Consider the following 14900-nt stretch of genomic DNA (forward strand, 5'->3'; position numbering starts at 1 on the left):
GATTCCGCGTGCCGCGGGTCCGTATCACGCCCCTCGTACGTCGCTCCGTCGAGAGTGGAGGGCCGGCGACCGCCCCCCGCCAGAAGGATGCCGCCGGCCCTCGGGCACGTCCGCGGCGTCGGGGCTCCCTTCCCGACCCGCGGGTGCCTTCCACCAGAGGGTGTGCGGGCAAAACGCTAGGCGGGGCGCGGTCCCGGGGGTCAGGGACAGTGGTCCCGACCCTCTCGGGAACTGCTCGCCGACTGCGGAGGTCACCACCAGTCGGGACGGATGTCGCCCTCGGCGACCAGGACCGCGGGGCCGCGCAGGCGGCTCGTCTGCCCGTCGAACGCGACGGTCACGCGCCCGCCCGGCACGTCGACCGTCCACACGCCCTCCGGGATCGTCCCGGTGTCCCGGTCGACGGCCGCCGCAACGGCCGCCGCGACGGTGCCCGTGCCGCAGGAGCGGGTCTCGCCGGAGCCGCGCTCGTACACCCGCATCTCCAGATGCCCGTCCCCCAGAACGCGGAAGAACTCCACGTTGACCCCCTCGGGGAACACCGCGGGGTCGACGGCCGGGGCGCGGCTCAGGTCGAGCTCCGCCACAGGGCCGGGGACGGGGCAGGCCAGGTGCGGGTTCCCCATGGACACGCGCACGCCGGTATAGGCGCGTCCGGCCACCTCGGCGCGGCCCTGTCCCAGGTAGACGGGGGCGCCCATGTCGACGCTCACATCGCCGTCCGCGCCCAGCGACACCCGGCGGATCCCGGCCCGGGTCGCCACGTTCCACTCGCCCGGCGCGGCCAGGCCCGCGTCCACCAGGTAGCGCGCGAAGACGCGGATGCCGTTGCCGCACATCTCGGCGACGGAGCCGTCCGCGTTGCGGTAGTCCATGAACCATTCGGCGTCGTCGGCGAGGGCGCCGGCCTCCGCCGCGGCCTTGGTGCGGACGACGCGCAGCACGCCGTCGGCGCCGATGCCGGCGCGGCGGTCGCACAGCCGCGCCACCATGGCGGGCGTCAGGTCCAGGGAGCCGTCGGGATCCGGAACGATCACGAAGTCGTTCTCGGTCCCGTGTCCCTTGACGAAGCGCATGCTGCCGATCGTATCCGCAACGCGCGCGTCACCAGGTCGGGCGCGTCGTAGGGCAGCCAGTGCACGCGCGGGTCGCGGCGGAACCACGACTCCTGGCGGCGCGCGAACCGGCGCGTGGCGCGGATGGTCTCCGCCTTGGCCTGCTCCTCCGTCCACTCCCCCGCCAGGAAGCGCAGCACCTGGGCGTAGCCGAGGGCGCGGCTGGCGGTGAGCCCCTCCCGCAGGCCCCGCTTCTCCAGTTCGCGGACCTCGTCCACCAGGCCCGCCCGCCACATGCGCTCCACCCGCATCGCGATGCGCGCGTCCAGCTCGGGACGGGGCACGCGCAGGCCGATCTGCACGGCGTCGTACCGGTAGCGGTGCTCGGGAAGGGTGGCGGTGAACGGCCGCCCAGAGATCTCGATCACTTCCAGGGCCCGGACGACACGGCGTCCGTTGCTCGGCAGGATCGCCCGGGCCGCCTCCGGGTCGGCCTCCCGCAGACGCTCGTGCAGCGCGTGGGGGCCCACTTCGGCGAGCTCCCTCTCCAGGCGCGCGCGGACGGCCGGGTCCGTCCCGGGGAACTCCATGTGGTCGAGGGCGGCCCGCACGTACAGGCCCGAGCCGCCCACCAGCACGGGGAGGCGGCCCCTCCCCCGGACGTCGGCGATGACCTGGTCGCAGAGCCGCTGGTACTCGGCGACGCTCGCGGTCTCCGTCACGTCCCACACGTCCAGCAGATGGTGCGGGACGCCCCGCATCTCCTCGCGGGTGAGCTTCGCCGTGCCGATGTCCATGCCGCGGTACAGCTGCATGGAGTCGGCGTTGACGGCCTCGCCGCCCAGCCGCAGCGCCAGCTCCACCGCCAGCTCGGACTTGCCGGCGGCGGTCGGGCCCACAACGGCGATCACGTCGGGTGAGGTCACGGGCTCAATTGTGGCAAGGGTGCGGGTCTGCGCGGTTCCCGCGGGCCCCGCGGGACGGACCGCCCCCGCGGCGGTCGGGCGCCCCGAGCGGCTTGGTCAGCTCCGCGTCCAGCTCGCCACCAGATAGCCCACGCCGTACGGCGCCTCGTGGGCCAGCAGCTCGGCGGTGAACGGGGCGGTCCCCGCGGCGCCGGCCAGCACCTGCCACGCCGCCCGCCCGGCCGCCCGCAGTTCGGCCGCCAGCGACGGGTCCAGGGCCGCCAGGGCGGCGACGTCCGGCCGGCCTCCGCCGTGGGGCGCGCCGAGTGCGCGCGCGACGGCCTCGTCGAAGGGCTCGGCGCGTTCGTCCAGGTAGCCGGGGGCCTTGACGTCCCGGCACGCCGCCCCGTCCCCCATGACCAGCAACGCCACCCGTTCGGCGGCGCCGGCGAGCCGCTCGCCCAGAGCGAGGCATTCGCGCGGTGACGCGTCGAACGCCACCGCCTGGTACTGGACGGGCGGCGTGTGCTCGGCCCGCCGCAACAGCCAGCATCCGATCGCCAACGACAGGGGCAGCCGGTCCCGCCCCGACCCCAGCGTCAGGTCCAGCCCGTAGGGGCGGAAGTCGGCCGCGGCGTCGGCGTCGGGCCGCCAGGTGCGTTCGTCGCCCCCCACGACGACGAGGACGTCCCCATCGAGCCTGCGCACCGCCTCGTCACAGGCGTCGCGCAGGCCGTCCAGCTCACCGGCGGCCGCCCCCGCCATCTCCGGGACCAGCAGCGGCGGGTGCGGGCACACCGCCGCGGAGACCAGCGCCACGCCTCAGTGCGCCGTGCAGGACGACGCGGGCTGCGCCGCGGGACGGCCTATCGTCGGCATGCCCAGCGAAACGGTCTGCTTGGGCTCGCTCTGGCGCGCCTCCCAGGCGTCCCCCGCCCGCGTCCGGCGGACGGCGCGGACCGGCCCGTCGGCCACCAGATGGTGCGGCGCGGCGTACGTCACCTCGACGGTGACCATGTCGCCCGGGCGGACGGTTTCGTCCGGCGCGCGGAAGTGCACCAGGCGGTTGTCCGGGGCGCGGCCGGACAGGCGGCGCGTCTCCCCGTCCTTGCGGCCCTCGCCCTCGGCGACGAGCACCTCCAGGCTGCGGCCCACCAGCTTCTTGTTCTCCTCCCAGGAGATCTGCTCCTGGAGGGCGACCAGCCGCTCGTACCGCTCCTGCACGACCTCCTTCGGCACCTGGTCCTCCATCTCGGCCGCCGGGGTGCCGGGACGCTTGGAGTACTGGAACGTGAACGCGCCGGAGAAGCGCGCCTCGCGCACCACGTGCAGGGTCTGCTCGAAGTCCTCCTCGGTCTCGCCGGGGAAGCCCACGATGATGTCGGTGGTGATCGCCGCGTCCGGGATCGCGGCCCGGACCTTCTCGATGATCTTCAGGTAGCGCTCCTGCCGGTAGGAGCGGCGCATCGCCTTCAGCACCCGGTCCGAGCCGGACTGCAGCGGCATGTGCAGCGACGGCATGACGTTGGGCGTCTCGGCCATCGCGGCGATCACGTCGTCGGTGAAGTCCTTCGGATGCGGCGAGGTGAACCGCACCCGCTCCAGGCCCGCCACGCCGCCGCAGGCGCGCAGCAGCCCGGCGAACGCCGACTGCCCGCCGGCGGTCATCTCCCGGACCTCGTCCGGGGCCGAGCCCAGCGCGCCGAACCCCGAGCCGTAGGCGTTGACGTTCTGGCCCAGCAGCGTGATCTCGATGACGCCCTCGGCGACCAGCGCCTCCACCTCGGCGAGGATCTCGCCGGGACGGCGGTCGCGCTCCTTGCCGCGCAGCGACGGCACGATGCAGAAGGTGCAGGTGTTGTTGCAGCCGACCGAGATCGACACCCACGCCGCGTACGGCGACTCGCGCCGCGTCGGCAGCGTCGAGGGGAAGGTCACCAGCGACTCTTCGATCTCGACCTGCGCCTCCCGCTGCACGCGGGCCCGCTCCAGCAGGACGGGCAGCGACCCGATGTTGTGGGTGCCGAACACCACGTCCACCCAGGGGGCGCGCTTGATGATCGCCTCGCGGTCCTTCTGCGCCAGGCAGCCGCCCACCGCGATCTGCATGCCCGGATGCCCGTCCTTGACCGGACGCAGGTGCCCCAGGTTGCCGTACAGCCGGTTGTCGGCGTTCTCCCGGACGGCGCAGGTGTTGAACACCACCACGTCGGGCTCGACGCCCTCGGCGCGCACGTAGCCGGCCGACTCCAGCAGCCCCGCCAGGCGCTCGGAGTCGTGGACGTTCATCTGGCAGCCGTAGGTACGGATCTCGTACGTACGGGCGCGGCTTTCTGCGGATGCGGTCATGGCAATCACCAAGGGTACGCGGCGTCCCGGGGGCCGTGCGCGCTCAGGGCGCGGCCCGCGCGGTCCGAGCGTCGCACAGCGCGGGGGCGCTCCGCCGCGGCAGGTCGCAGGGGACCGGGGCAGCACCGTGACCTGTGGGGCCGCAGTGGCGGCCCGCCGCGCCCGCCGGCCGCGAATCGGCTGCCGACGTGCGCATCTGTGATCGTATCGGTACCGCCTGGAGGCTTGTTACGCGCCGTAGATGCCGTAAAGTCCGAGCCCATGACGGACAGCGGAGGCAGGCCCGAGAACGTGACCGACAAGGAGGTCACCGAGGTCGCAGGCGGGCCCCAGGAGGGCGATCCGGGGGCGGCCCCCCTCGTCGTGGTCGAGAACGTCAACAAGTACTTCGGCGATCTGCACGTTCTCAAGGACATCAACCTCACGGTGAACCGCGGCGAGGTCGTGGTCATCATCGGCCCCTCGGGCGGCGGCAAGTCGACCCTGTGCCGGTCGATCAACCGGCTGGAGCCGATCGACAGCGGCCGGATCCTGGTCGACGGCAAGGAGCTGCCCAAGGAGGGCAAGGAGCTGGCCAGGCTCCGCGCCGACGTGGGCATGGTCTTCCAGTCCTTCAACCTGTTCGCCCACAAGACGATCCTGGAGAACGTCACCCTCGGCCCCGTCAAGGTGCGCAAGGTGCCCAAGGAGGAGGCCGAGAAGCACGCGATGGAACTGCTCGATCGCGTGGGGATCGCCAGCCAGGCGCAGAAGTACCCCGCCCAGCTGTCGGGCGGTCAGCAGCAGCGCGCCGCCATCGCGCGCTCCCTGGCGATGCGGCCCAAGGTCATGCTGTTCGACGAGCCCACGTCGGCGCTGGACCCCGAGATGGTCAACGAGGTGCTGGACGTGATGACCGAGCTGGCCCGGGAGGGAATGACCATGATCGTGGTTACCCACGAGATGGGCTTCGCCCGGCGGGCGGCGCAGAAGGTCGTGTTCATGGCCGACGGCCAGATCGTCGAGGAGAACACGCCCGACGAGTTCTTCACCAACGCGCGCACCGACCGCGCCAAGGACTTCCTTTCCAAGATCCTCACGCACTGAGAGTTCGCGGGGCTCCAGCAGAAAGCAGAGGTGCACCACAGCATGCGAGTACGTCGTCGTCTCGGCGCCGTGATCGGCGCGGCCGCCGCGCTGTCCCTGGCGCTTTCCGCCTGTGGCAGCGACACCGAGAAGACCGAGGCCAAGAGCGTCGTCGACAAGGCCAAGGAGACCAAGAAGCTCACCATCGGCATCAAGTTCGACCAGCCCGCGCTCGGCCTGAAGAAGCCCGACGGCACCTTCGAGGGCTTCGACGTGGACGTCGCCAAGTACATCGCCCAGCAGCTGGGCGTGCCCGAGAGCGGCATCACCTTCAAGGAGACCACGTCCGCCAACCGCGAGTCGTTCCTCGGCGGCGGCCAGGTCGACCTGGTGGTGGCCACCTACTCCATCACCGAGGCGCGCAAGCAGCAGGTGACCTTCGGCGGCCCCTACTACGTCGCGCACCAGGACACGATGGTGCGGGCCGACGACAACAGCATCAAGAAGGCCCAGGACCTCAAGGGCAAGAAGCTGTGCAAGGCCGCCGGGTCCAACTCCTTCCGCCGCGTCACCGAGGGCCCGCCGGACGGCAAGCTGGCCATCTCCGGCGTGACGCTGGTGGACGCCTCCAGCTACTCGGAGTGCGTCGCCAAGCTGAAGGCCGGCGCGCTGGACGCGGTCAGCACCGACGACCTGATCCTGGCCGGGTTCGCCAGCCAGCAGAAGGGCTCGTTCAAGGTCATCAACGACCCCTTCACCGACGAGAAGTACGGCGTCGGCATCAAGAAGGGCGACACCAAGACCTGCGAGGCCGTCAACCAGGCGATCCAGAAGATGTACTCCGACGGCACCGCCAAGACCCTCCTGGAGAAGCACTTCTCGGGTACGGGGCTGAAGTTCGCCACGACCGCTCCGCAGATGGAAGGCTGCGCCTGAGCCCGGACCGCTGGATGACGGCCTGAGCCCGCCTCCCGGGCCGAGCCTGGCGCCCGAGGCCCCCTGTCCGACGACCCGGGTCCGGTTCCGTCCAGGCTGAGGCCGTCCCGTGCCGGTGTCCTCCGCCCCGGAGGCGCGCGTCCGCGACGGGCGCCTCCGGGGCGCGCCCGCCGCCGGGCGCGGTCCCGCGGAGCGGCAGCGGCACGTCCCCGAACCGCTGGAACGTCATGTCACAGCTAAGCGAGCTTTTCGACTTCGGCCCGTTCTTCGACAACTTCGACCTGATCCTCGAAGGGTTCTGGGCGACCGTCCGCCTGTCCGCGGCCTCGGCGGTGCTCTCCCTCGTCATCGGGACGGTCCTGGTGAGCTTCCGGGTGTCGCCGGTCCCGGTGCTGCGGGCCGTCGGCGCGGCGTACGTCAACGTCCTGCGCAACACGCCGCTGACCCTGGTGCTGCTCATGTGCGCCCTGGGCCTGAACGACACGCTGGCGCTGAAGTTCTCCGACGACCCCGGCACCACCTACTACTGGTGGGCGGTCACCGGGCTGTCGGCGTACACCGGCGCGTTCGTCTGCGAGGCGCTGCGCTCGGGCATCAACACGGTGCCGCTCGGCCAGGCCGAGGCGGCCCGGTCGATCGGGCTGACCTTCTTCCAGTCGCTGCGCATGATCATCTTGCCGCAGGCGTTCCGCGCGGTCATCGCCCCGCTGGGCAGCATCCTCATCGCGATGATCAAGAACACCACGGTGGCCGCCGCCGCGAGCTACGCCGAGACGGCGACGGTGATGAAGGACCTCCTCGACCTGCCGACCTTCAACAGCGGGGCCATCCCGCTGTTCATCGGCGTGGCGATCGGGTTCATGCTCCTCACCCTGCCGACCGGGTTCTTCTTCGGTTGGCTGGCCAAGCGGATGGCGGTGGCGCGATGAGCAAGGAAGCCAACGTTCTGTTCGACGCGCCGGGCCCGCGGGCGCAGGCGCGCAACCGGGTGCTGACCGTGGTGTCGGCGATCGCGGTGCTCGGCGTGGTCGCGGCGCTGATCTGGCGGCTGGCCGACAAGGGCCAGTTCGAGGGCGAGCTGTGGAGCCCGTTCATCGAGTGGCAGGTCTGGGACAACCTGATCCTGCCCGGCCTGTGGAACACGCTCCGCGCCGCCGCGCTCGCCTCCGTGCTCGCCCTGCTGTTCGGCGCCGTGTTCGGCCTGGCCCGGCTGTCGGACCACTGGTGGATCCGGATCCCGGCCGGGGCGGTCGTGGAGTTCTTCCGGGCGATCCCGCTGCTGATCCTGATCTTCTTGGCGTTCTTCCTGCCGAACAAGATCAGCCCGGTCATCGCCGAGTCGCCGTTCGGGCAGTTCCAGCGCCTGTCGGTGGAGTACTTCTTCTCCATCTTCGGCGTGGAGATCAACGCCGGGACGATCACCGTGCCGGCGTTCGCCGCGGTCGTGTTCGGCCTGGTGATGTACAACGGCTCGGTGCTGGCCGAGGTGGTGCGCGCGGGCGTGCTGTCGGTCCCCAAGGGCCAGGCGGAGGCCGCCTACTCCATCGGCCTGCGCAAGAACGGCGTGATGCGCCTGGTGCTGCTGCCGCAGGCGGTCACGGCGATGATGCCCGCGATCGTCAGCCAGCTCGTCGTCCTGCTCAAGGACACCGCGCTCGGCTTCATCATCGCCTACGCCGAGCTCCTCCAGGCCGGGTTCAAGCAGATCCCGCCGAACTACCACAACAACCTCATCCAGGCGGGCCTGGTCGTCGCGGTCATCTATATCGCCATCAACATGGCGCTCAGCCGGCTGGCGACGCTGCTGGAGCGCCGCAGCCGCCGCAGCCGCAAGTCGGCCGCCACGACCATGGGCACCGGCACGGGCGCCCCGCCGGCCCCGGGGATGGCCGCCACGAGCAGCGCGACCGGTGCCAGCGCCTGACTTTCCTCCCCTCCCACCCCAGGGGGCGCCGCCGCCACAAGCGTCGGCGCCCTCTTCATGTTCTCGCCCTTCATGTTCTCGCCGCCGCCCGCCCTCGCGCAGGCGGCGTCCGTAGGACGGCCCGGCCTTACCGGGGACGACCTGGTACGGGGCGTCCCACGTGAGCTACTTGTATCTTTCCGAGTTCAACTGCCCATTCATGGCCCCAACAGGGGTCTGTATGCGGGACGATTCGCATATGACCGCTCGTGCGACCCTTCCCTACGGCTCCTGGCCGTCCCCCATATCTGCCGCCGACGTCGCTCGCGCTCGGCTTCGCCTCGGCTTCCCCACCGTTCACGGCAGTGACGTGTGGTGGCAGGAGACCCGCCCCGAGGAGGGCGGCCGTACCACGGTCATCCATCTGCGAGACGGTCAGCGCACCGAGCTGCTTCCGGCGCCCTGGAACGCCCGCACCCGCGTCCACGAGTACGGCGGGCGCTCGTACCTGCCGGTGCCGGTCGACGACGGGTACGCGCTCGTGTTCTCCAACTACGAGGACCAGCGCCTGCACCGGCTCGACCCGGGCGACGCCAAGCCGCGCCCCCTGACGCCCGAACCCGCCGTCCCCGGGGGGCTGCGCTTCGCCGACTACGTCCTGTCCCCGGACAAGACGGAAGTGTGGTGCGTGTGCGAGGGGCACACCCCGGACGGCATCCGCCGCGCCATCGTCGCCGTCCCCCTGGACGGGAGCGCAGCGCAGGACGCCTCCGCCATCAGGGAGATGGTCAGCGGCGCCGACTTCTACGCCAGCCCCGCGCCGTCTCCCAACGGGGAGCACCTGGCATGGATCCAGTGGAACCACCCCCGCATGCCGTGGGAGGGCACAGAGCTGCGTGTGGCGGCCCTAGAGGACGGCCAGGCCGTCTCCCCTCGCACGGTCAAGGGCGGCCTCACGGAATCCGTCCTGGCGCCGATGTGGCGCGACGCCGAGTCCCTGTACGTCATCTCCGACTGGCCCGGCTGGTGGAACATCTACCAGGTGGGCCTGTACGGGGAGTCGCCCACCGCGCTCTACCCGGCCGAGGAGGAGTTCGCCGCGCCGCTGTGGACCCTCGGGGGCATGCCCTACGCGCTGCTCGACGACGGCCGGCTCGCCGTCCTGCACGGTGAAGGCGACATGCGCCTGGGCGTCTACGACCCCGAGACGTTGGAACTGACCGACGTCGACGTCCCCCCGTACGAGTGCTGGGTGCCCGCGCTGTCGGCCGACGGCACCACCGTCGTCGGGATCGCCGGGGGCCCCACGACGCCGTCCGCCGTCGTGCGCGTCGACGTCGAAACCGGCCGCGCCGAGGCCCTGCGCAGCGAACTGACCGACCTGCCCGACGCCGCCTACCTGCCCCGGCCGCGCGCGGAGCAGCTGGAAGGCCCGTTCGGGCGGCCCGTCCACGCGCTGGTGTTCCCGCCCGCCAATCCCGCGGCGACCGGCCCCGCCGACGAGCTTCCGCCCTACGTGGTGTTCGTGCACGGCGGCCCGACCAGCCGCGCCTCCAGCCTCCTGGACTTGGAACGCGCCTACTTCACCAGCCGCGGCATCGGCGTCGTCGAGGTCAACTACGGCGGGTCCAGCGGGTACGGCCGCGCCTACCGGGAACGCCTGCGCCGCCAATGGGGCGTGGTGGACGTCGAGGACGCCGTCGCCGCCGCCAAGGCCCTCGCCGACGGCGGCGTCGCCGACCCGGCCCGCATCGCCATCCGCGGCGGCAGCGCCGGCGGCTGGACCACGCTGGCCGCCGTGACCCGGACCGACGTGTTCAAGGCCGCCACCTCCTACTACGGCATCAGCGACCTGACGGGCTTCGCCGACACCACCCACGACTTCGAGTCGCGCTACCTGTTCAGCCTGATCGGCCCCCTCCCGGGCTTCGAACGCGCCTACGAGGAGCGGTCCCCCATCAACAGCGCCGACAAGACCGCCTGCCCCGTCCTCCTCCTGCAGGGCCTGGACGACCCGATCGTGCCGCCCGACCAGTCCGAACGCTTCGCGCAGGCCCTGGCCGCCAAGAAGATCCCGCACGCGTACCTGACGTTCGAGGGCGAGAGCCACGGCTTCCGCCGGGCCGACACCGTGATCGCGTGCCTGGAGGCCGAGCTGGCGTTCTACGGCCAGATTCTGGGCTTCGATCCGCCCGACGTCCCCCCGCTCACGCTCTCCTGACCGCGCGGGACGCTCGCACACCGTTCTCCCGCTCGAGCAGCGGGGAGGAACGGACGACGAGGCGGCACGCCGACGGACCACCACATCGATCGGCGTGCCGCCACCCGGGCCTGCCAGGCATGCCGGCGATCCACAGCAAGACTCGCCGCGCCTGCGTCCTGTTTCGTCACCGGGGGCGGTGTAGGAGCCGCAGCCGTGCTCACGACGAGGATGTACTGCGGACGGGCGCAGACAACCGATGAGGTCGCGCAGAAGACCGTCGCCGCGTCCAGCATGCGCACCGACCTGCGTGCCGCCCCCAGACCCTGCAGGCACCGCGCATGCGGCATGCGCACCGACCTGCGCCCCACCCCTACCGGTGAAAACTCAGCCGGTCCGGAAGGCAACGGCGCCGAACGGCCCTAAACGCCCCAACGGCGAACTCGGTGGCGTGGGACTCCCGGACGGACGGCTTGCCGCAGGCGATCTCAGCACTCAAGCACGTGGCGTCTCCCCGCTCGCGTTCTCCTGACCAGAAGAAGGCTGAGGAGGCCCCCTGTACCCGAGCGGCCGGCGGGAACGACAACGGCGGCGAAGGGTCGTACCGGCTCAGCGAGCGAACTCGGTGGCGCGGGACTCCCGGACGACCGTGACGCGGATCTGGCCCGGGTACGTCAGCTCGTCCTCGACCTGCTTGGCGATGTCACGAGCGATCACCTGGGCCTGGATGTCGTCCACGGCCTCCGGCTTGACCATCACGCGGATCTCGCGGCCCGCCTGCATGGCGAACACCTTCTCCACGCCCTCGTGCTTGCCGCGGGCGATCTCCTCCAGCCGTTCCAGCCGCTTGACGTAGGCCTCCAGCGACTCGCGGCGCGCGCCGGGACGGCTGCCGCTGATCGCGTCGGCGGCCTGCGTCAGCACCGCCTCCACCGTCCGCACCTCGACCTCGTTGTGGTGCGCCTCGATGGCGTGCACGACGTCCTCGTGCTCCCCGTACCGGCGGGCGATCTCCGCGCCGATCAGCGCGTGGCTGCCCTCCACCTCGTGCGTGAGCGCCTTGCCGATGTCGTGCAGCAGCGTGCAGCGCTTGGCCAGCTCCACCGGCAGCCGCAGCTCGGCGGCCATGATCCCGGCGATGTGCGCCGACTCGATCAGGTGCTTGAGCACGTTCTGCCCGTAGGAGGTGCGGTAGCGCAGCTGGCCGAGCAGCGCGATCAGCTCCGGGTGCATGTCGGTGATGCCGAGCTCCACCAGGGCGTCCTCACCGGCCCGCACGCACAGCTGCTCGACGTCGCGCTTGCTGCGCTCGTACACCTCCTCGATGCGCTGCGGGTGGATCCGGCCGTCCAGGACCAGCTTCTCCAGGGTCAGCCGCGCGACCTCCCGGCGCACCGGGTCGAAGCAGCTGAGCAGGACCGCCTCCGGCGTGTCATCGATGATCAGGTTGACGCCGGTGGTGGACTCGAACGCGCGGATGTTGCGGCCCTCGCGGCCGATGATGCGGCCCTTCATCTCGTCGCCGGGCAGGTGCACCACCGACACCACCGACTCGGCGGTCTGCTCGCTGGCCACCCGCTGGATCGCCAACGTCACGATCTTGCGGGCGCGCTTTTCGCCCTCGGCCCGGGCCGCGTTCTCGATCTCCCGGGTGATCGGGATGGCCTCCCGCTTGGCCTGGTTCTCGATCGCCGTGATGAGCTCGGCCTTGGCCTCCTCGGCCGTCAGCCCGGCGGTGCGCTCCAGGATGCGGCGCCGCTCCTCTTCCAGCCTGCTGAGCTCCTCTTTGCGCTGCGCCAGCGCCCGCTTGGTCTCGGCCAGCTTGGCGGACCACTCCTCCAGGCGGCGCACCTCGGCGTCGAGCCGCTGCTCGCGCTCGGCGAGCCGGGCCTCCCGCCGCTCCAGGTCGTCGCGCAGGGTCTTGAGGTCGTCGCGGAGCGTCCGCGCCTCCTCGTCGAGCTCGGCGCGCACCGAGTTGGCGATCTGCTGGGCCTGTGCTTCGGCGCGTTCCAGGATCCGTCCGGCGTCCGTCGTGGCGGCGGCGCGGATCTCCTCCGCCTCCCGGCGCGCCATCTCCAGCTCGTCCTCGGACGGGACGGGGGGCCGCCCGACGCCCGGGCGTCGCAGGACCGTCACGAGAGCGACCAGGGTCACCAGCAGCGCGGCACCCAACAGGACGCTCTCCATGAGGCAGACCCCTCCTCGGCCGTGGATCCTCCCGGACGGGGATCCTGGTCAGCGAGGACTTACCCGCGGCGCGGCGGCCGAGCCGGTGCACGGTCGGCGTCCGGACCGGCGGCGGTCGGCCCGGTCTGCGCAGCGGCGGTCGTCTTTCCTTTATGCCTCTCAGCTGCTCGAACGTGCTCGGTCGTATGGCAATCCGCGGTGCGCGGAGTAACTCCTCACTGCCGTAACGGTAAGCGGCACGGAGGTAATGAGCAAGCAAACGTCGGGCATTCCGGACTAACCGAACGGCCACGTGAGCACTTCCTTACCGGCATCCGCACAGCCTCCGACCTGCCCCTTTACCGGACCGGACCCGCCCTTTCCAGCCCCGGAATATGTCCGAGGTCTCCCGCGCCGGCGCGTCGCACCACTGCCGCGCCGCGCGGGCTTCCTCGGGTCGAACGCGGCCGCACCGGGCACGCCCCGGTGCGGATCGGCAAGGTCAGGATCGACGCGTCCGTTGAGCTCCGCCCCCAGGGTCGCCGGACGTCGATCGTGTCGCCCCCGAGATCATCCTCGAGTCCGACGCGGCCCCACCTGCGCCCCGAAACCCCCGCCGCCGGACTATCGCGCTCTCGCTTCTTCGCACCGCCGCGCCGCGATGCCAGGCGCACCGGAACCGGACCACATCCCCATGTCACTGATCTGGGATCAGCAGGTTCCGCGGCGTCTCCCCTCCCGCCTTCGCGCCTCGATGACGTGCCGCCGCCTGGGCGCTCGCCCCGTCGGCGAAGGCGTCACTCGACGTCCCACTCGCCTTCGGGGACGTCGCTCACGCCCTCCTGTTCGAGCGCTTCGCGGACCACGCGGTAGGCCAGTCCGGGCGGGTAGCCCTTGCGTGCGAGGAGGCCGACCAGGCGCCGGGTCCGCTTCGCGGTGTCCAGGCCGCGGGTCGCGGCCAGCTTCCGGTCGATCAACGCCCGGGCGGTGCGTTCCTCCTCTTCGGGCGCGAGCGCCTCCACCGCCTCGCTGACGGTCTCGGCGTCCACGCCGCGGCGCCGAAGCTCGGCCGCCAGCGCACGCTTTCCCAGCCCGCGCCCACGGTGCCGGGATTGCACCCATGCCTGCGCGAACGCCTCGTCGTCGATCAGCCCGACGTCGGCGAACCGCCCCAGGACGCGCTCGGCCACCTCGTCCGGCACCTTCTTGCGACGCAGCGCGTCGGCGAGTTGCGCACGGGTGCGCGGCGCCGCGGTCAGCATCCGCAGGCAAATCTCCCGCGCCCGCGCCTCCGCCCGGTCTTCCGCCGTCGCGTCGCGCCCTGGACCGGCGGCCGCCGCGTCCTCGCCCGATCGCCATGCGAGACCGGGTGGCTCGCCACGCTCGGCCGTCCGGCGCCGACTCCCCGTCTGCCGTCGGCGGCCTTCGCTTCTCCGCTGCGCTCGCTTCCGACCCCCGGCGCCGCCGACGGTTTCGCCCCCGTTCTCCGCATCGGCTGGTGCGGCGGGGCCGCCCGCTCGTGGACGACGGCCGTCACGGCCAGCGGTCGGCGACCGCGAGGCGCCACCGGACTCCGGACGGGGCGATTCGGCCCCTGCAGAAGGCGTAGAGGCCGTGTCGAAAGACCTGGCGGGTGTGGACCTCCCCGGCGTGCGACCAGGAGTCCTCCACGGATTGCTTTCCGGCGACGGCGAGGTCCGCGCAGGGCGGCGCCCAGAACGCGACGCCGAGGGAAAAGAGCCGCGCGCGTCATCAACGCTCTCACCGCTCCCCGCGCCGCCAGGCTCCAAGCGGGTCGATTCGGCTGCCGCGAAAGGCCCAGCCGCCGCACCGAAAGGCTGAGGGACCGTAGCGGAAGGCTCAGAGGCCACGGCGGATGGCTCGGAGGGTGTGGGGGACGACGCCGGGCTGTCCGGCTTGCGAGCGGGAGCCTCCCTGGGATTGGCCTCCCGCGACAGTGGAGTCCACGCAGGACCCTCAGAACGCGACGCCCAGGGGAAAGCGTCGCTACGCGCGTCGTCGACACCCCCATCGCTCCCGGTGCCGCCGGGCTCCAGAGGGGCTGACGGCTCAGGGACCGTGGCGGAATCCCTCGCGGCCATTGCGGATGGCTGGGAGGTCGTACCGGAGGACGTCGGACTGTCCGGCGTGTGGCCGGGCCCCTCCCACGGACTGCTCTTCGGCGACGGCGGGGTCCAGGCGGGACGTTCGGAAGACGACGCCCGAGGGAAGGCACGGCGGCCTGCCTCATCGGCGGTCCCACTGCTCCCGGTACGACCGGGTGCCTGACGGCTCGATTCGGCCGCCGCTGACGACTCAAA

General features: G+C 71.9%; 11 protein-coding genes. 5 read left to right on the top strand and 6 right to left on the bottom strand.

Annotated elements, in window-relative coordinates; genetic code table 11:
* Window positions 1–251: 251 nt before the first annotated feature.
* From dapF to miaB, 4 genes are all read right to left on the bottom strand, one after another.
* Entirely contained in the window at window positions 252–1076 is an 825-nt protein-coding gene (gene dapF / locus AR3_RS06690) for a diaminopimelate epimerase (protein WP_067910093.1), read from the bottom strand.
* Entirely contained in the window at window positions 1034–1966 is a 933-nt protein-coding gene (gene miaA, locus AR3_RS06695) for a tRNA (adenosine(37)-N6)-dimethylallyltransferase MiaA (protein ID WP_067910244.1), read from the bottom strand. Before miaA ends, dapF begins: the two co-directional genes overlap by 43 nt.
* 111 nt (window positions 1967–2077) lie before the next feature.
* Entirely contained in the window at window positions 2078–2725 is a 648-nt protein-coding gene (locus AR3_RS06700) for a class III extradiol ring-cleavage dioxygenase family protein (protein WP_174545428.1), read from the bottom strand.
* A gap of 57 nt (window positions 2726–2782) precedes the next feature.
* Window positions 2783–4309 (bottom strand): tRNA (N6-isopentenyl adenosine(37)-C2)-methylthiotransferase MiaB, encoded by a 1527-nt coding sequence (miaB, locus tag AR3_RS06705; RefSeq protein ID WP_083951012.1) that lies wholly within the window; start codon window positions 4307–4309, stop codon window positions 2783–2785.
* Window positions 4310–4672: 363 nt separating this feature from the next.
* On the opposite strand from miaB, the gene AR3_RS06710 reads away from it, so the two are divergent.
* The 5 genes from AR3_RS06710 to AR3_RS06730 all read left to right on the top strand — a co-directional run bounded on the left by AR3_RS06710 (window position 4673) and on the right by AR3_RS06730 (window position 10434).
* Window positions 4673–5395 (top strand): amino acid ABC transporter ATP-binding protein, encoded by a 723-nt coding sequence (locus AR3_RS06710; protein WP_227023184.1) that lies wholly within the window; start codon window positions 4673–4675, stop codon window positions 5393–5395.
* A 42-nt stretch (window positions 5396–5437) separates the two neighbouring features.
* Window positions 5438–6310: a glutamate ABC transporter substrate-binding protein gene (locus tag AR3_RS06715; protein WP_067910250.1), complete on the top strand. Its 873-nt coding sequence runs from the start codon at window positions 5438–5440 to the stop codon at window positions 6308–6310.
* Window positions 6311–6537: 227 nt separating this feature from the next.
* Window positions 6538–7239 (top strand): amino acid ABC transporter permease, encoded by a 702-nt coding sequence (locus AR3_RS06720; protein WP_067910100.1) that lies wholly within the window; start codon window positions 6538–6540, stop codon window positions 7237–7239.
* A complete protein-coding gene (locus tag AR3_RS06725) occupies window positions 7236–8234 on the top strand; it encodes an amino acid ABC transporter permease (RefSeq protein WP_067910103.1) in 999 nt (332 codons plus the stop codon). The genes AR3_RS06720 and AR3_RS06725 overlap by 4 nt, the downstream gene beginning before the upstream one ends.
* A gap of 238 nt (window positions 8235–8472) precedes the next feature.
* Window positions 8473–10434 carry a S9 family peptidase gene (locus AR3_RS06730; RefSeq protein WP_067910106.1) on the top strand — a complete coding sequence of 654 codons (1962 nt, stop codon included), beginning with the start codon at window positions 8473–8475 and terminating at the stop codon, window positions 10432–10434.
* 588 nt (window positions 10435–11022) lie between these two features.
* Here the strand turns inward: AR3_RS06730 and rny are convergent.
* Both rny and AR3_RS31660 read right to left on the bottom strand, forming a co-directional pair.
* Window positions 11023–12600 carry a ribonuclease Y gene (gene rny / locus AR3_RS06735; protein WP_067910108.1) on the bottom strand — a complete coding sequence of 526 codons (1578 nt, stop codon included), beginning with the start codon at window positions 12598–12600 and terminating at the stop codon, window positions 11023–11025.
* 776 nt (window positions 12601–13376) lie between these two features.
* A complete protein-coding gene (locus AR3_RS31660) occupies window positions 13377–13853 on the bottom strand; it encodes a regulatory protein RecX (protein WP_390098169.1) in 477 nt (158 codons plus the stop codon).
* Window positions 13854–14900: the final 1047 nt, after the last annotated feature.

This window comes from Actinomadura rubrobrunea NBRC 15275 (assembly GCF_001552235.1).
Classification (GTDB): Bacteria; Actinomycetota; Actinomycetes; order Streptosporangiales; family Streptosporangiaceae; genus Spirillospora; species Spirillospora viridilutea.